Here is a 17,605-nt window from a genome sequence, read left to right as displayed (position 1 = left end):
CTCCGGAGCGGATATTCCTTCTCGTCATCTCAAAAAAATTTATCATTCGATCCGAATGAGGTTCGGATTGCTGGTGTCGAGCGACACTCTGAGGCTGGCCTTCACCGCTTCGGCGAAGCCTTCGGGGTCGTTGACGCGGAACAGGCCGTCGAACTCCTCGCGGGCGACGCGCGGGTCGGCGATGATGATCTGGCGCTGGTTGTAGCGGTTGAACTCGTCCGCCGCGTCGTAGAGCGTGCGCCCGTTGAGGTCGATCATGCCGCCGCGCCATGCCAGCGCCCGGTCGACGGATGACGAGATGCCGGTTTCGTAGTCGATCACCGCATGGGCGCTAAGCATCGCGCGGTCCCCGGCCTCCAGCTTCATGCGCAGGCTCTGGTCGCCGTCCGCCCAGGTTTCCACGATGCCCTCGGTGACGAGGATCTCGACCCCGGTTTCACGCCGCCGCACCGAGAAGGCCGTTCCCACGGCGCGCACGCGGACGTTCCCGGCCGCGACGACGAAGGGGCGCTGCGCATCCTTGGCGACCTCGAACCATGCCTCGCCCTGCGCGAGTTGCACCTCGCGCAGCTTGGTCGCCATGCTGACGGTCAGTTCGCTGCCCGAATTCATCGTCATCACCGAGCCGTCCGGCAGCGGCAGGCGCCGGATTTCGCCGAGCTTCGTCGTATAAGCTGCCGGGCTCTGGCTCCAGCGCAGCCCGACGAAGGCGAGCGCAGCCGATGCCGCCAGCCCCGCCAGCACGCCGCGACGACCCCAGCCGGATTGTGCGGGTTCCTCTTCCTCCTCGACGGGGACAGCCGGTGCCTCGACCTCGGGGGTCAGCGCCAGCCACTGTGCCTGTACCTGCAGCAGCAGGCCCTGACGCAGCGGGTCTTCGGCCAGCCATGCCTGAAGTTCGCTCTCGTCGGCTTCGGTCCAGTCGTCGGCGTCCATGCGCGCCACGAACCGCGCCGCCTCGTCGCGGGCCTGATCGCCTGCGAGCGTCACCATGACCGCGCCTCCCGGCGATCGGCGCCGAGCATGCGGTTCTCGCTCAGTGCCTCGGCCTGCAGCCATGCATCGCGGATGGCGCGCACGCCGGTCCAGACCTGCTTCTCCACTGCCTTCTCGGTCATGCCGAGATGGGCGGCGATTTCCTTCTGGGACCAGCCCTCGATCTTGCGCAGTTCCACCACGCGGCGGCACCGTTCCGGCAGGCGGCCGATGATGGCCAGGACCCGCTCGTAGCTGATGCGGCTCGCGGCCTGTTCCTCGGGCGAGGGGGTTTCGTCCTGCCATGTCTCGATCTCGCTCACGGCCTCCAGCACCACGACCTGCTGGCGCCTGAGACGACGCAGCAACAGGTTGCGGGTGATCGAGAACATATAGGCCAGCGGCCGGTCGATGTGGTCGACCGAGGGCAGCATCGCGATCCGGCAGTAGGCTTCCTGCATCACCTCGTCCACGTCCTCCGGCGAGAGGCGCGACCGGGCCAGCCAGCGGCGGACCCGCGCCTCATGGGGCACGATCTCGCGCGCGACCCAGAGGGCCGTCCCGCGTCGCCGCGCAAGTTCCTTGTCTGCCTCCCCTGGCGTGGCACCCTCCCTCAGGCATTCGGATTTCCCGTTTGCCATGAAAGAGACACGGCGCGGAAAATTCCTTCCGTGCTGGCGTAAATTTTTTCAGGAGAGGAAGCGGACCAGCAACACTGGGCCTGCGGTGGTGACCGGAGCGTCGATCCGGGCACAGTCGAGATAGCCGAGATCGGTGTCGTCGAGTGTTTGCGCTTCGAGTGCAAGGAGGAACGTCGTGCCTGCGGGGGTGACCATTGTGCCGGGGGGCAGGCGCTGCATCTCGCAATTGTAAGTGCCGCGCCGGACCATGGCGTTGAGGTCGAGAACTGCCCCGCCCAGCGGGACGCCCTCGACGTTCGCCGCGCCGTCGAAAGGGAAGGGCGCGCTGACGGGGTCGAGTACTGCGTCGACGGCTCCGGATAAATGCAGGGTGCCTTCGAGCACTGCCAGCGTTCGGTCGATGCCATCGAATGACGAGAACGGTCCGGCCTGCTCGACGCGCGCCATGCTGAGCCGCCACAGGAAATCGCCCATCCCCGCGCCGGGCGGGCAGACGGCGATCTCGCGCGTGGTGCCGCCGCCGTTCTTCCACGGAACCTCCGGGCAGTCGGCGGCGCGGATGATGCGGGCGATGGTCATGGGCGGATACTCATGAAAATACATTCGTCATTGCGAGGAGGCGAAGCCGACGAAGCAATCCAGGGCGGTTTACGCGGCCCTGGATTGCTTCGCTGCGCTCGCAATGACGAGCATGGGGGAAGGATTACAGGATGCCCGGCAGGTCCAGCCCCTTTTCCACCGCGCAGTCCCGCGCGATCTCGTAGCCCGCGTCGGCATGGCGCATGACGCCGGTGGCCGGGTCGTTCCACAGCACGCGCTCAAGCCGTGCGGCTGCCTCGGGCGTGCCGTCGGCCACGATCACCATGCCCGAATGCTGCGAGAAGCCCATGCCCACGCCGCCGCCGTGGTGCAGCGACACCCATGTCGCGCCGCTGGCGGTGTTGAGCAGGGCGTTGAGCAGCGGCCAGTCCGACACCGCGTCCGACCCGTCCTGCATCGCCTCGGTCTCACGGTTGGGCGAGGCGACCGAGCCGCTGTCGAGGTGGTCGCGGCCGATCACGACCGGGGCCTTGAGTTCGCCCTTCGCGACCATCTCATTGAAGGCGAGGCCGAGGCGGTGGCGGTCGCCCAGACCTACCCAGCAGATGCGCGCTGGAAGGCCCTGGAAGTGGATCTTCTCGCGCGCCATGTCGAGCCAGTTGTGCAGGTGCGCGTTGTCGGGCAGCAGCTCCTTCACCTTGGCGTCGGTCTTGTAGATGTCCTCCGGATCGCCCGAAAGTGCGGCCCAGCGGAACGGTCCGACGCCCCGGCAGAACAGCGGGCGGATATAGGCGGGCACGAAGCCGGGGAAGTCGAAGGCGTTCGCCACGCCCTCGTCCAGCGCGACCTGGCGGATGTTGTTGCCGTAGTCGGTGGTGGGAACCCCGGCCGCCTGAAAGTCCAGCATCGCGCGCACATGCTGTGCCATCGATGCCTTGGCGGCCTTGGCGACTGCCTCGGGTTCGCGCTCGCGCCGTTCGATCCATTCGGCGACGGTCCAGCCTGCGGGGAGGTAGCCGTTGATCGGATCGTGGGCGCTGGTCTGGTCGGTCAGCAGGTCGGGGCGAATGCCGCGCGCGTAGATTTCGGGCAGCAGCTCGGCGGCATTGCCCAGAAGGCCGACCGAGACGGGCTTGCCGTCCGCCTTCGCCTGCTCGATGATGGCCATGGCCTCTTCGATGGTGGCGGCGGACTTGTCGAGATAGCCGGTGCGCAGGCGCATCTCGATCCGGCTGGGCTGGCACTCGATGGCAAGGCACGACGCGCCCGCCATGACCGCCGCCAGCGGCTGCGCGCCGCCCATGCCGCCAAGGCCCGCCGTCAGCAGCCACTTGCCCGAAAGGTCGCCGCCATGGTGCTGGCGGCCCATCTCCACGAACGTCTCGTACGTGCCCTGAACGATGCCCTGCGTGCCGATATAGATCCACGAACCGGCGGTCATCTGCCCGTACATGGCAAGGCCGCACTTATCGAGTTCGTTGAAGTGCTCCCAGTTCGCCCAGTGCGGAACGAGGTTGGAATTGGCGATCAGCACGCGCGGCGCATCGGCATGGGTGCGGAACACGCCGACCGGCTTGCCCGACTGCACCAGCAGCGTCTCGTTGTCTTCCAGCCGCTGGAGGGTCTCGACGATCCGGTCGTAGCTCTCCCAGTCCCGCGCGGCGCGGCCGATGCCGCCGTAGACCACCAGCTCCTCGGGCCGCTCGGCGACGTCGGGGTGGAGGTTGTTCATCAGCATGCGCAAAGGCGCTTCGGTTAGCCAGCTTTTCGCGGAAAGCTGCGTGCCGGTGGCGGGCTTGATGACGCGGGTATTGTCGATACGGGTCATGTCAGGCGTCCTGAGAAGGCGTGGGCTGAAGAGCGAAGGCGTGGGCTGAAGAGCGAAGGCGCGGGCAGCCTTCATGATCTGGGAAAGGGTTTCGGTGAGCGCGGCGGCGCGTGCCGGATCGAAGGCGGGCGGCCAGTTGGCCTCGGTGGGGATGTCGGGTTCATCCATGTAGCCGCGGATGGCGAGTTCCATCTGGATGGCGTGGACGCCGTTGTCGGGCTGACCGTAATGCCGGGTGGTCCAGCCGCCCCGGAAGCGGCCGTCGAGCACATGGCTCTCGCCTGAAGCCGCGCAGATCTGCTCCACGGCGGCGGCAAGGGTGGGATCGCAGGTCTTGCCGCCGTTGGTGCCGATGTTGAACTGCGGCAGTTCGCCGTCGAACAGGCGCGGTACATGGCTGCGGATCGAGTGGGCATCGTAGAGCACCACGCGGCCATGGACGGCGCGCAGTCGGTCGATCTGGGCCTGCAGCGCGGCATGGTATGGATCGAACCAGAGCGCGCGGCGGCGGGCGATCTCGGCCTCGTCCGGCGCTTGGCCTGCGTAGAGCGGCTCGCCGTCGAAGGTCGTGGTCGGGCACAGTTCGGTCGTCGCCTGCCCCGGATAGAGCGAGGCGCCCGAAGGATCGCGGTTGAGGTCGATCACGCTGCGCGAGATGCGCGTGCTGACCAGCGTGGCGCCAAGATCGGCGACGAAGGCGTAGAGGTCATCCACCCACCAGTCGGCATCGCGGCGGGCCAGCCACTCGGACCGGAACTGGTTCCCCACGTCGGCAAGCTGGGTGCCGACGTGGGGGAAGGCGACGATGAGGGGGGCGTCGCCTTCAGTGATCTTGAGCCAGTCGCTCACGCTACACCGGGGAGGGCGTCGCCCGCCGAGGCAAGCAGCGCGCCCGAGCGGACCAGCAGGTTGGCCGCCTCCATGTCGGGGTGGAAATGGCGGTCGTCCTCCAGCGTCGGCACCTTGTCACGCAGGGTTGCGCGGGCTGCCTCAAGCGCATCGCTGGACGCGAGCGGGGCATGAAAGTCGCACCCCTGCGCGGCGGCGAGCAGTTCGATGCCCAGCACGGCGGTCGCATTTTCCGCCATGTCGAGCAGGCGGCGCGCGCCGTGGGCGGCCATCGAGACGTGGTCTTCCTGATTGGCCGAAGTCGGGATCGAATCCACGCTGGCCGGATAGGCGCGCTGCTTGTTCTCGCTGACCAGCGCGGCGGCGGTCACCTGCGGGATCATGAACCCCGAATTGAGGCCGGGGCGCGGCGTCAGGAACGCGGGCAGGCCGGACAGCGCCGGGTCCACCAGCATGGCGATGCGGCGCTCGGCGATCGAGCCGATCTCGCAGATGGCCATGGCAATCATGTCGGCCGCGAAGGCGACCGGCTCGGCATGGAAGTTGCCGCCCGACAGCGCCTCGTCGGTCTCCGGGAAGATCAGCGGGTTGTCGGAGACGCCGTTGGCCTCGATCTCCAGCGTGGTCGCGGCCTGGCGCAGAATGTCGAGCGCGGCGCCCATGACCTGCGGCTGACAGCGCAGGCAGTAGGGATCCTGCACGCGCGCGTCGTTCTCCAGATGGCTGGCGCGGATGGCGCTGCCGGTCATCAGGCCGCGCAGGGCATCGGCGACCTCGATTTGACCCCGATGACGCCTTAGCGTGTGAATGCGCGGATCGAACGGCGTGTCGGAACCCTTGGCCGCCTCGGTCGAGAGCGCGCCGGTGACGAGCGCCGAGCGGAACAGCAGTTCGGCCTCGAACAGCCCGGCCAGCGCGTTGGCGGTGGAGAACTGGGTGCCGTTGAGCAGCGCCAGGCCCTCTTTAGGCCCCAGTTGAGTGCTGGTGAGTGCCGCTCTGTGCAGCGCCTCGGCGGCGGGCAGGCGTTCACCCTGATAGAAGATCTCGCCCACGCCGATCATCGTCGCGGCCATGTGGGAGAGCGGGGCAAGGTCGCCGCTCGCGCCGACCGAGCCCTGGCTGGGCACCACCGGGGTCAGCCCCTTGACCAGCATGGCCTCCAGCAGCGCCACCGTCTCGGGCCGCACGCCCGAGGCGCCCTGCGCCAGACTGGCCAGTTTCAGCGCCATCATCAGCCGGATCACCGGCACCGGCGAAGGCGCGCCCGTGCCCGCCGCGTGGCTCAGCACGATGTTGCGCTGGAGCGTCGCGAGGTCTTCGTCGCCGATCCGCACGCTGGCGAGCTTACCGAAACCGGTGTTGATGCCGTAGACCGGCGCGCCCTTCGCCAGAATGCGCGAGACGGCGGCAGCGCTTTCCGCCACGCGCGGCGCGCAGGCAGGGTCGAGCGTGACGGCGGCGCCGCGATAGACCGCGCGCCAGTCCGCCAGCGGGATGTCCCCGGGGGTGAGCAGGACAGGATTCATTGACCACTCCAGATGCGGGCATGGAGCGGATTGAACCCCATGCGATAGACCAGCTGCGCGGGACGCTCGACGTCCCAGATGGCGAGATCGCAGCGCTTGCCCGCCTCCAGCGTGCCGCGATCGGCAAGCCCGAGGGCGCGCGCGGCATTGCGGGTGACGCCGGCAAGGCATTCGGCGACGGTGAGGCGAAACAGCGTCGCGCCCATGTTCATCGTCAGCAGCAGCGAGGTGAGCGGCGACGTGCCGGGATTGCAGTCGGTCGCCAGTGCGATGGGCACCCCGGCCGCGCGCAAGGCTTCGATCGGCGGCAGCTTCGTCTCGCGCACGAAATAGTACGCGCCCGGCAGCAAGGTGGCGACGGTGCCCGATGCGGCCATGGCGGCGATCCCGGCCTCGTCGAGATGTTCGAGGTGATCGGCGGAAAGCGCCCCGTGCCGCGCCGCCAAGGCCGCGCCGTGGAGGTTGGAAAGCTGCTCGGCATGAAGCTTCACCGGCAGGCCATGGCGCGCGGCGGCGGCGAACATGCGCTCCGTCTGCGCCGGGGTGAAGCCGATGCCCTCGCAGAAGGCGTCGACCGCATCGGCAAGGCCGAGCGCGGCGACCTCGGGCAGCACTTCGTCGCAGAGCAGGGCGATGTAGACGTCCGCATCGCCCGCGAACTCAGGCGGCAGGGCGTGCGCGCCGAGGAAAGTGGTGGCGATGGACACCGCGCGTTCTTCACCCAGACGGCGGGCGGCGCGCAGCATGCGGATCTCGCTGTCGCGGTCGAGGCCGTAGCCGGACTTGACCTCCACCGTGGTCGCGCCTTCCGCGATCAGCGCATCGAGGCGGGGCAGGGCGGCGGCGACGAGTTCGTCCTCGCTCGCGGCGCGGGTGGAGCGCATGGTGGAGACGATGCCGCCCCCGGTCCGCGCGATCTCCTCGTAGGAGGCGCCGCCCAGGCGCATCTCGAACTCGGCCGCGCGGTCGCCGCCGTGGATCAGGTGGGTGTGGCAGTCGATCAGGCCCGGGGTGATCCAGCGGCCTTCGCAGTCGACGATCCGCTTCGCATTGAGGGTCGGTACATCGGCGGCAGGTCCGGCGTAAGCGATCATGCCGTCCTTTGCCGCGATCACGCCATGGTCCACCGCGCCGATGCCTTCACCACTCATCGTAGCGAGCCGGGCGCCTTTCCAGACGGTGTCGTACAGCATGATTCCGTGGCCCTCGTTTGCCTCGCCCATTGTGATTGCACCGTTCAAATTTAATGTATAGACAAAAAATCGAAGCAAGGAGCAGATTCATGTCGGCAAGGTCGGACGGCTCGCACAGGCCATTGTTTTTCGAGAATTGTCTGCTGCCCGAAGGCTGGGCGCGGAATGTCCGCGTCACGCTGGAGCAGGGGCGGATCGCTGCCCTCGAGGCGGATACGGAACGCTTGCCCGAGGACGAGCGCCACCCTTGCGCGCTGCCCGGAATGCCCAACCTGCACAGCCATGCCTTCCAGCGCGGCATGGCGGGCCTTGCCGAGCAGCGCGGCCCTGCGAACGACAGCTTCTGGACCTGGCGCGAGATCATGTACCGCTTCGTCCAGCGCATGACCCCGGACGACGTGCGCGCCATCGCGGCGATGGCCTATGTCGAGATGCTGGAAGGCGGCTTCACTCGCGTCGGCGAGTTCCATTACGTGCACCACGACCGCGAGGGCCGCGCCTTCGCCGACGTCGCGCAGATGAGCGCGGCGGTGCTGGCGGCGGCCGGGGACACCGGCATCGGCATGACGCTGCTGCCGGTCCTCTACAGCTACGCCGGGTTCGGCGCGCAGCCGCCCAGCGATGCGCAGGCGCGCTTCATCAGCGATCTGGACCAGTACGCGCGGTTGCTCGAAGGCGCCGAGGCCCATGCCCGCGCGCTGCCTGATGCCGTGGTCGGCGTGGCGCCGCATTCCCTGCGCGCCGTTTCGCCCGATCAACTGCGCGATCTCGAACCGCTGGCGAAAGCCCGACCGGTCCACATCCACATCGCCGAGCAGGTGAAGGAAGTGGACGACTGCCTCGCATGGAGCGGCCGGCGTCCGGTCGAATGGCTGCTGGACAACGCCGAAGTGGACGCGCGTTGGTGCCTCGTCCATGCCACGCACATGACGGAAAGCGAAACCGTTGCCGCCGCGCGCAGCGGCGCGGTGGCGGGGCTCTGCCCGATCACCGAAGCAAACCTCGGCGACGGGCTGTTTCCGGTGGAGGGGTTCCTGGAGGCAGACGGTCGCTACGGCATCGGCAGCGATTCCAACGTGCTGATCGACGCGGCCGAGGAACTGCGCCTGCTCGAATACGGCCAGCGCCTGACGCGCCGCGCACGCAACGTCATGGCCCGGGAGAGCGGGCGCTCCACCGGCGCGGACCTTTACGTGGGCGCGCTGACGGGCGGGGCGGCTGCATTGGGCGTCGAAGGCGGGATTGCGGTCGGCCTGCCTGCCGACATCATCAGCCTGAACCTCGACCATCCGGCCATGATGCACAGGGCGGGCGATGCGATAACCGACAGCTTCGTCTTCGCCGCCGGGCGCTCGGCCATTGACTGCGTGTGGCGCCATGGCGACAAGCTGGTGAGCGAAGGGCGTCATCATGCCCGCGACCGGGTGGTCCGCGACTATGCCAAGGTACTGGAGACACTGATCGCGTGAGAATGCCCCTTCACGAACGCATTCGATCGGATTTCGAGGGCCGCATCCTCGGCGGCGAACTGGCTCCCGGAGACCGCCTGCCCATCGAGCAGGAACTGATGCAGGAATACGGCTGCTCGCGCATGACCGTGAACAAGGCGCTCTCGGCGCTCGTCGCGGCGGGGCTGATCGACCGGCGCAAGCGGGCGGGGACGTTCGTGGCGCGGCCGAAGGTCCACTCGATGGTGCTCGACGTGCCCGACATCGCCGCGCAAGTGCGCGAGCGCGGGCAGGATTATGCCTTCCAGCCCATCCGCCGCCGGGTCCGTGCCGCCGGGGAGGACGAGGAGGAAGTGCTGCTGGCAGGCGGCGGGGAACTGGTCCACATTGATGGCTTGCATCTGGTGGACGGCGCGCCGCTGGGCGTGGAGTTCCGCCTGGTGAGCGCTCTGGCCGTACCGGGGATCGTCGGCGCCGACCTCGACGCGGTTCCTCCGGGGACGTGGCTCCTGCAGCACGTGCCCTGGACCGAGGCGGAGACGCGCATCTCGGCCGTCGGCGCGCAGGCCGAGGAAGCGGAATGGCTGGGCGTGGCGGTCGGAACGCCGTGTCTGTGCGTCGAGCGCCGGACGTGGCGCGGCTCGGAGCGGATTACTTACGTGCGCCAGCTGTTCCTCGGCGATGCCTACGACATGGTGGCGCGCTTCGGGCCGGGGGCTTCGGGGCGGTAACACTTCGAAGCTCGCTTACCGCGCCCGTCATTCCAGCGAAGGCTGGGACCGCCCTCGGCACGGCGCGCGCTGTCATGCCCAGCAATGCTTTGAAACAAATACTTTTCCCGACAGGCAATCAAAAGCACATGGCGCCTTCAGTAACTTCCGCGAAAGCCTGATTCTTGCGCACGATCTGATCCAGCGTGCGAGGCGAGATTGATTCGACGTCATCTTATTTTGTTCACCGGCTGCGCAGCATCGGCACTTGCGGGTTGCGTCATGACGCAGGAGCCATTGGGCAATGCCGACAATAGTGCCGTCTCCCATCTTTCGGTCGCGCAATTGCCTGTGGTCGGAACTGTCAGCGAGCGCTTCCTGTCCTACAACGTCGAAATGCTGGAACTGACGGGCGGACGCTTCTGGAAGCCTTACGGCAGCACGAACGGTTCGAAGACGGATCTGTACGAGGATCGTCCGCCGATCGACTTGCAGAATCCCCGGTTGCGCGTTCTCGCGCAAGCGCTCGGACCGGCTTACGTCCGGTATAGCGGGACATGGGCGAACGGAACGTTCTTTTCCGACACCGAGACGCCGCTGTCGGCCGTGCCCAAGGGATACGACGCGGTCCTCACCCGCCGCCAGTGGCGACAGGCCGTGGAGTTCGCGCGCGACAGCGATGCGCAGATCGTCACGTCGATGCCCACCAGTCCGGGATCGCGCGACGCTGACGGAAACTGGACGCACGAGGCTGCCGAACGGCTGTTCGCCTATACGCAGAGCATCGGCGGCAGGATCGCGGCGTCTGAATTCGCGAACGAGCCCAATCTCATCGGCGGCACCAAGCCCCCGGTCAATTACGACGCGACGCGCTATCGCCGGGATTTCGGGCGGTTTCACGACTGGCTGCGCAAGCGCTCGCCCGACACGCTGATCCTCGGGCCGGGAGCCTTCGAACTCGGCAAGGGGAGCGCGTTTCCTTCGTTCATCAAGATGCTGCCGACGGCGGACGTGGCGCCGCTGACAGTTCATCGTCCAGACGCGGTTTCGTTCCATTTCTACGGGGCACTGTCGCAGCGCTGCAACGGCCTGAAGGACATCGACCCGCAGTCGGACGCATGGTTGTCCAAGATCGATACGGCGATTGCGGACACGCGCACGCTGCGCGATCGGGTCAGTCCGGGCGCTCCCATGTGGCTGACCGAGACCGCCGACGCGGCCTGCGGCGGCAATCCGCAGGCGAAGACTTTCGCGGATACCTTTCGGTTCGTGGACCAGCTTGCCCGTTCCGCAAGGCAGGGTGTGCAGGTGGTCATGCACAACACGCTGGCGGCGAGCGACTATGCCCTGCTCGACGAGCACGATTTTGCGCCCCGGCCGAATTATTGGGCGGCCTGGCTCTGGCGCCGGACGATGGGGACGACCGTGCTCGACGGCGGCCGCATGGACGGAGCTGACGGACTGCGGATCTACGCGCATTGCCAGCGTGGACGACCGGGCGGGGTGACAGTACTTGCCATCAATCCGGAACGGACGAATGCACGTTCGCTGCGAGTGGATGGACGTGCGGAGGTCTTCACCCTGACGCAGCCGGATGGCCAGCCGGGCAGCGCGGCGCTGAACGGCGTGGTGCTTGAACTGGGGCCGGGTGATGCATTTCCACGCATGACGGCAAAGCGGCAGCGCGGCGTCGTCACGGCGCCTGCGTCGAGCATCAACTTCATTACGATACCGGATGCGGCCAATCCGGCGTGCACGGCGAAGGGCTGATCCGCGCTTTCCTACAAGGTGCGTGAGCCGGTACGTTGCGCGGCATGAACTCGCCGCTCGCTTCGTCCCGTCACAAGGTTACACATCGGGTCTGCAAGGTGACACTTCGCGCGCGCAAGGTGACACATTTTCCGCCGGATGTGTCACCTTGCGCCCCTAAGGTGACACTTTTCGGCCCAAGGTTACACCTTTCCCCTCTGGACCGTGTAAACCGTGTAAACCTGCGTCACCTTATGAAAAGGGGGCGCCGCCATCGCGACGCCCCCAAGGGTGGATCATTTGCCCGTGTTGTCGGGGTAGAGCGTGTTGAAGAACGCCTTGTAGGCCCCGTGCGACTGGCCGCGCCACTGCGGGCGGAAGCCGTAGAGGTAGACCTTGCCCTTGCCGTACTCGACCACGACGGCGGCCGCCTTGCCCTGGATCGCCTCGGGGTGGAGCAGGACGCCGCTGCGCAGCGGGTTGCCGGTGGGGGCGTAGGAGGCCAGCACCTTGCCCTTGAAGCCGGGCTTGGGCGCGAAGGCGGGGCCGCGCTCGAACATCACGATGGGGTCGAGCGGCATGCCCGCCGCGATCTTCGTGCCGGGCGCCAGCTGCACCTGCAACAGCGCGCCGGAGCAGAAGAAGAAGTCGGCCTTGGCGTCCTTGAGGATGTTGGTCACCGGCAGGTCGAACAGGTCGATCACCGCATCGGAGGCATTGTTCAGCGCCACCAGCGTACCGCCGTTCTTCACGAAGTCCTTGAGCTTCTTCGCACCGTCCTCGCCGATGCCGCCGGCATAGGGGGCGGGCATCTGGGCGGGGCTGAACCCGTCCATCAGCGAGGCAAGGGGGCCCTTGTACTTGGACTCGAAGTCGGCGGCAGGCGCGGTGTCGCCGGGGCGGGATTTGCCCGGAGCGGACATGTCGGGCAGGACGATGGTGTCGTACTTGCCTGCAAGGCCCGCCTTGACGTCGGCGTTGTAGACGCTCTTGGCGCCGAAGTCGTACTGCTCCAGCAGCCAGCGGGTCCATCCCTCGTCGATGTTGGAGCCCCACGGACGGTAGAGCGCGACGCGGCCCTTGCGCACCGCCTCGCCGGTGGGAGCATCGGTGCTGGCGGTGACGTTGACGCTGTACTGGCCGGCAAGCTTGCCCACGGCGTCGGACGAAAGGCCGGTGAGGGCGATGGTGTCCGCGCTCCAGCTAGCCTTGCCGCCCGCCGCCAGCGCCGCGTTCATCACCCGGTAGCTGTTGTTGACGCGGCGATCGAGCAGGTAGGTCGAACCCGACCCGGTGACCCCGCCTGTGGGCGGCGTCGCGGCCGCGACCTTGGTGAGCGAGGCGCGGGCAGAAGCGTCGAGCGGCTTGGCGATGCGCTCCACCTTGATGCCCATCTGCATAGGCAGGGTCCAGCCGGTGACGTCGTAGGGCAGATCGGCCGGGTTGCCGTCCCCGCCGAGGATGGCGTCGGGGTACTTCTGCGGATCGAACAGCTCGCGCGCCAGGCCCGCGAAGGGCTGGTCCATCGGCACGACCCAGCTGCCCGCCGCATAGGTCTGCCCGCCGATCGCGGTCGGCGCCGAGGTCTGCATCACGTCGAGACCGTGCGAAATCATCAGCTGTGCGAGCGAGGCGGCCTCCGGCACGTCGGTCTGGTCGGCCGGGATGACGTAGGCGCCCGGGCCGTCCTTCGCGGCGGCGGCGATCATGTCGCGGCCCGCCTGATAGCGGTTGAACAGCAGCGTCTCGCGGTATTTCTGCGCCGTCTCCAGCACCGACATCGAGGCGGTCAGCATGTAGTCGACCGAGTTCTTCAGATGCCACTCGCCGCCCTGCCAGGGATGCGGATACATGATCTGGGCCTTCAAGTCCTGCTGCGCCTTGGGGAAGTCGCTGACCTTCCAGGTCTTGGGCGTCGCGCTGTCGTGCGCGGTCTCGGTGAAGAACGAGATCGTGTTGCGGAAGACGTGGATGTAGTCGAGGAACCCGGCGTACCAGTTGTCGAACCGGGCCTGCGCGATGGCGCCGGGCTTGCCCTCGGTTTCCATGCGGGTCATGATGTTGGTGCCGATGGCGTTGGTCCAGATCCGCATGTACGGGCTGATGTTGGACGAGACCGGATCGGCGAAGGGCGGCACCCAGATGCGCGCGGGGAACGGCGCGACCTGATGCTGGCTGTACCAGATCACCGGCGCGTAGTCCTGCTCCGTCGCGTTGACGACCTGGCTCTCCTTCATGTTGAGCATGTAGCCGTCGCGGTTGTTGTCGTGGCCGACGTACTCCTGGTAGAGCCAGGGTGTGCGGCTCGTCTCCCACTTCGTGCCGCGCTGCTTGCGGTACCAGTCGACGACCATGTCCTGCCCGTCCGGGTTCAGCGTGGGCCACAGGACGAGGATGACGTTCTTGAGGATGCCGTCGACTTCGGCGTCGTTCTTCGCCGACAGCAGCTTGTGCGCCAGCGCCAGCGGCAGCTGGTGGTCGGACACTTCGCTGGCGTGCATGCCGCCGTCGATGTGGACGATGATCGGGCTTTCGGCGGCGAGCGTCTTCGCCTCCGCATCGCTCAGGCCGCGTGCGTCGCCGAGGCGCTTGGAGATCGCCTTGTACTTGTCGAAATTGGCGATGTTCTCCGGGCTGGAGATGACGGCGTAAACGAAAGTCTTGCCGTGCGTGGACTTGCCGCTCTGGAACAGCTTGATGCGGTCCGAGGCCTTGGCGAGCGCCTCGAAGTAGCGGACTGCATCCTCGTAGTTGGCGAGGTAGTAGTCCTCGCCGACTTCGTGGCCGAGCACGTCCTTGGTGCTCGGCACGCTCTGGGCAAGTGCCGGAGCACAGAGCCCCAGCGCCGAGGCGGCCATCAGGACGCGCGCGAGGCGCGCCGACTTGTGCGTTTTCATGTGCTGGGACTCCGTGAGCAGATTGGGATCAGAAGGTTTTCCACGCCCCGCTTCGTCATTGCGAGGCCCGCAGGGCCGCGGCAATCCAGAGCGGCGGGCACCGCCCTGGATTGCTTCGCTACGCTCGCAATGACGAAGTCGGGGTGAGCATCAGAAGCTGCGACGCACGTTCACGCCGATGGTGCGCGGCGCGGCCGAGGTGGCAGCGTAGCTGTTGGGCGTGGACGACATCGATGCGCGGTTGATCGCGACCGCGTCGAAGACGTTGTTCACGAACAGGTAGATGCCCGCATCGCTTTCCGGCAGCTCGAAGCCGACGCGCAAGTTGGCGAGGACATAGTCGTCCATCTTCACGCGGTAGACGTTGGTGGGACGGAACTCCGAATAGGACGAGCCGACGTAGTTGAGGTCTCCGCGAGCGAAGAACTCGACCGTATCGCTGACCGGCGTGCGGTATTCGGCACCCACCGATCCGGCGAAGTGCGGGATGTAGGGGATGCGGTCCCCGGCGCGGCCGGCGGCGACGACGGCGTCGTTCACCTGGTCCTCGGTCAGCTTGGCGTCGAGATAGTTGCCCGAGAAGTTCAGCTGCACGCCCTTGACCGGACGCACGAAGGCTTCGGCCTCGAGGCCACGGATGCGCGCGGCGCCGGCGTTGGACAGGAACGAGTAGGCGCCGTTGGTGGTGCGCCCGCTGACCTGCATGTTGTCCCAGTCGATCTGGAACGCGGCAAGGTTCAGGGTCAGCGCGCGGCCCAGCAGGCTGAGCTTGCTGCCGACTTCATAGTTCCACAGCTTGTCGGCCTGGTACGGGGTCAGGTCCGCCGAGAGGCCGATGACCTGGTTGGCGCCGCCCGGACGGTAGCCCTGCGATGCCGTCGCGTAGAACAGCATGTCGGGGTTGGCCTGCCACGAGGCGTTGAACTTGAGCAGCGTGCCGTCGGCCGAGGACTTGACGGTGCTGACCGGGCGTTCGGGCGCTCCGATCAGGGTCCAGGCGATGTCGGTATAGCCGGTGACGGTCTTGTCGTAGTCGTAATAGCGGATGCCGGCGGTGAGGCTCAGCGACGGGGTGACGTGGTACGTACCCTCGCCGAAGACGGCGACCTGCTTGAGCTTGTCGAAGATCTCGCGGCGATAGATCAGCTGGACCGGGAAGATGATCTCGCCGGTGGCGTCGTCGGCCAGGGCGTCTTCGGAGGTGACGTGGTTCTTGCGGTTCTGGAAGAACGCGCCGACGGTCCAGTCGATCGGGCCACCCTCGGTGGAGCTGAGGCGCACTTCCTGCGTGAAGTCCTTGGTCGATCCCGGATAGTAGATCGCCGCCGGGCTGATGCTGTCGAGATAATCGTAGTAGCTGGCCAGCGTGTCGGACGAGCAGGCGCTGCCGGTGTAGGACGCGCACTTGGCCTCGGTCCGGTAAGTGCCGATGTAGTAGCTGTCATCGGCGGCATAAGCCGACTTGCGGTGCTGGTAGCTGGTGATCGAGGTCAGGTTGGCGAAGCCCACGTCCCAGTTCGCGGTCAGGCTGTAGAGCTGCGACTTGTCGGTATAGGGCAGGTTGACCTGCGCCGCCGACTTGTACTTGCCGACCGAGGGGTTCCAGGTGGCGGAGACCGCATCGGTGTTCTCGAACGCGGCGGTGCCGTCGATCGTGAAGTTGGAAGTCGGCGTGAAGCGCAGCATCAGGCGGCCGCCCGTGGCGGTGTAGTCGTTGACGTTCTTGCGGTTCAGGTAGGTATTGTCGATGTAGCCGTCGCTGTCGCGGCGGTAGAGCACCGCGCGCGCGGCCAGCACGTCCTTGACCAGCGGCACGTTGACCATGCCGTTGACGAAGTAGCCGAAGCCGCCGCCCTTGGTGGTCATGGCCTGGCCTTCGACGGTGCCCTCGTATTCCTGCGTGGGCTTGTTGAAGATCACGCGGATCGCGCCGCCCATCGAGCTGGCGCCGTAGAGCGTGCCCTGCGGCCCGCGCAGCACTTCGATGCGGTTGACGTCGAACAGGGTGAAGTCGGCGGTACGGCCCGCCGCGTCGCTCGATACGCCGACCGAACCGGTGACGGGGGTGTCGTCGTAATAGACGCCCACGGTCGCCTCGCCCGATGCCTGCACGCCGCGAAGGCTCACGCGGCGCTGGCCGGGGCCGTTGTCTTGGATGCGCAGCGAGGGGACGAACTTGGCATAGTCGGCGATGTTGGTGACGCCGGCATTGGTCAGCGTCTCGCCGGTGAGGGCGGTGATCGCCATCGGCGTGGTCTGCACCGTGGTGTCGCGGCGCAGTGCGGTCACGACGATGTCGTTGCCATTCTGGGCGGCTTCGTCAGCAGCCTGGGCATGGGCAGCCGCAGGCACGACGTTGGCGAGAGTGAAAACGGCGGAAGCGACCCCGCAATTCAGAAAGGCGCGACGAAACTTGCTGTGAACGGTCATCGACTGTCTTTTCCCTCAATATGGCGAAGGCGGCTTCTGGCGGCCGGTCACCTTCATCCCTGTTGACGACTCGCATAGTGCCGAGTCGATAATGTATATACAAGAAATATTATTGCTCAAAAAATGGACATTTAATGTCGGAGGTTGCCCATTTTTTGCGCACAACCACGTGAATGGTAGCGGCGCCCGGAAAGCCGATGCGATGGGGAAGGTCAAGGCCGCATTGCGGCGAAACCCGAAATCAAGGGGATCTGCAGCGCTATTTTCTCGCGCGGCGCGGGCGCATCGCGTCCCGCATGGCGAAGCTGGAGTTGATGCGGGTGACGCCGGGCAGGCGAGAGAGCACCTCGCCGTGGATCGCCTCGTAGGCCGCGACGCTTTCCGTGCGCAGGCGCAACCAGTAGTCCACGTCACCTGTCATCAGGAAACACTCTCGCACTTCGGGGCATTGCCGCACCGCATGTTCGAAGCGCGACAGGTAGTCGTCGGTCTGACGGTCCAGCGTGACCTGGACGACGACGTCCACCCCGCGTTCGTCATCGTCGTCAGGCCCCGTGAGCACGGTGTAGCCGCGAATCACGCCGCGATCCTCGAGCAAGCGGATGCGACGCAGGCATGCCGATGGCGACAGGCCGACCTCTTCGGCGATCTCGGAATTCGGGCGTCGCCCGTCCAGACGCAGAAGGCGAAGAATCGCGCGATCGACGGCGTCGGCGGCCATAGGCATGATCTTGTGATTTCTCCGCATTATCGTGTGCAACATCGCATAATGTGGCATAATATTAGAGTATTCGGCAGCCCATTTGCGTGGTCATGCGA

At 66.7% G+C, this 17,605-nt stretch carries 12 protein-coding genes and 1 pseudogene; 3 read left to right on the top strand and 10 right to left on the bottom strand.

What is annotated here, in order from left to right:
• Positions 1 to 42 precede the first annotated feature (42 nt).
• The 7 genes and pseudogenes from PKE80_RS13195 to hutI all read right to left on the bottom strand — a co-directional run bounded on the left by PKE80_RS13195 (position 43) and on the right by hutI (position 7,552).
• The gene (locus PKE80_RS13195) at positions 43 to 993 is read right to left on the bottom strand and encodes a FecR family protein (RefSeq protein ID WP_271182857.1); all 951 of its coding nucleotides are present in this window, start codon (positions 991 to 993) and stop codon (positions 43 to 45) included.
• Positions 987 to 1,616 (bottom strand): RNA polymerase sigma factor, encoded by a 630-nt coding sequence (locus tag PKE80_RS13190; protein WP_271182856.1) that lies wholly within the window; start codon positions 1,614 to 1,616, stop codon positions 987 to 989. The genes PKE80_RS13195 and PKE80_RS13190 overlap by 7 nt, the downstream gene beginning before the upstream one ends.
• Positions 1,617 to 1,664: 48 nt before the next feature.
• Positions 1,665 to 2,195, bottom strand: coding sequence for a HutD/Ves family protein (locus PKE80_RS13185; protein WP_271182855.1), 531 nt, complete (start codon positions 2,193 to 2,195; stop codon positions 1,665 to 1,667).
• 124 nt (positions 2,196 to 2,319) lie between these two features.
• Positions 2,320 to 3,984, bottom strand: a complete 1,665-nt coding sequence (gene hutU, locus PKE80_RS13180) for a urocanate hydratase (protein ID WP_271183150.1) — start codon at positions 3,982 to 3,984, stop codon at positions 2,320 to 2,322.
• A gap of 45 nt (positions 3,985 to 4,029) precedes the next feature.
• A pseudogene (gene hutG, locus PKE80_RS13175) lies at positions 4,030 to 4,833 on the bottom strand (N-formylglutamate deformylase); the annotation flags it as partial.
• The gene (gene hutH, locus PKE80_RS13170) at positions 4,830 to 6,359 is read right to left on the bottom strand and encodes a histidine ammonia-lyase (RefSeq protein ID WP_271182854.1); all 1,530 of its coding nucleotides are present in this window, start codon (positions 6,357 to 6,359) and stop codon (positions 4,830 to 4,832) included. The pseudogene hutG and the gene hutH, both read right to left, overlap by 4 nt.
• Complete coding sequence (gene hutI / locus PKE80_RS13165; protein WP_271182853.1) at positions 6,356 to 7,552, bottom strand: imidazolonepropionase; 1,197 nt, start codon at positions 7,550 to 7,552, stop codon at positions 6,356 to 6,358. Before hutI ends, hutH begins: the two co-directional genes overlap by 4 nt.
• A gap of 89 nt (positions 7,553 to 7,641) precedes the next feature.
• On the opposite strand from hutI, the gene PKE80_RS13160 reads away from it, so the two are divergent.
• The 3 genes from PKE80_RS13160 (at position 7,642) to PKE80_RS13150 (ending at position 11,480) form a co-directional block, all read left to right on the top strand.
• Positions 7,642 to 9,021, top strand: a complete 1,380-nt coding sequence (locus PKE80_RS13160) for a formimidoylglutamate deiminase (protein WP_271182852.1) — start codon at positions 7,642 to 7,644, stop codon at positions 9,019 to 9,021.
• A gap of 2 nt (positions 9,022 to 9,023) precedes the next feature.
• A complete protein-coding gene (hutC, locus tag PKE80_RS13155) occupies positions 9,024 to 9,731 on the top strand; it encodes a histidine utilization transcriptional repressor HutC (RefSeq protein WP_271183149.1) in 708 nt (235 codons plus the stop codon).
• 330 nt (positions 9,732 to 10,061) lie between these two features.
• Positions 10,062 to 11,480, top strand: coding sequence for a glycosyl hydrolase family 79 N-terminal domain-containing protein (locus PKE80_RS13150; protein WP_271182851.1), 1,419 nt, complete (start codon positions 10,062 to 10,064; stop codon positions 11,478 to 11,480).
• Positions 11,481 to 11,755: 275 nt separating this feature from the next.
• Here the strand turns inward: PKE80_RS13150 and PKE80_RS13145 are convergent, their stop codons facing one another.
• The 3 genes from PKE80_RS13145 to PKE80_RS13135 form a co-directional block, all read right to left on the bottom strand.
• Positions 11,756 to 14,356 (bottom strand): M14 family metallopeptidase, encoded by a 2,601-nt coding sequence (locus PKE80_RS13145; protein WP_271182850.1) that lies wholly within the window; start codon positions 14,354 to 14,356, stop codon positions 11,756 to 11,758.
• Between the two features lie 150 nt (positions 14,357 to 14,506).
• Positions 14,507 to 16,786: a TonB-dependent receptor gene (locus PKE80_RS13140; RefSeq protein ID WP_271182849.1), complete on the bottom strand. Its 2,280-nt coding sequence runs from the start codon at positions 16,784 to 16,786 to the stop codon at positions 14,507 to 14,509.
• Between the two features lie 259 nt (positions 16,787 to 17,045).
• Entirely contained in the window at positions 17,046 to 17,513 is a 468-nt protein-coding gene (locus PKE80_RS13135; RefSeq protein ID WP_271182848.1) for an Lrp/AsnC family transcriptional regulator, read from the bottom strand.
• Positions 17,514 to 17,605: the final 92 nt, after the last annotated feature.

It is taken from the genome of Novosphingobium resinovorum (assembly GCF_027922145.1).
Lineage (GTDB): Bacteria > Pseudomonadota > Alphaproteobacteria > Sphingomonadales > Sphingomonadaceae > Novosphingobium > Novosphingobium resinovorum.
The sequence above is the reverse complement of the archived record's forward strand: the minus strand, read 5'-3'. Positions and strand labels throughout refer to the sequence as shown.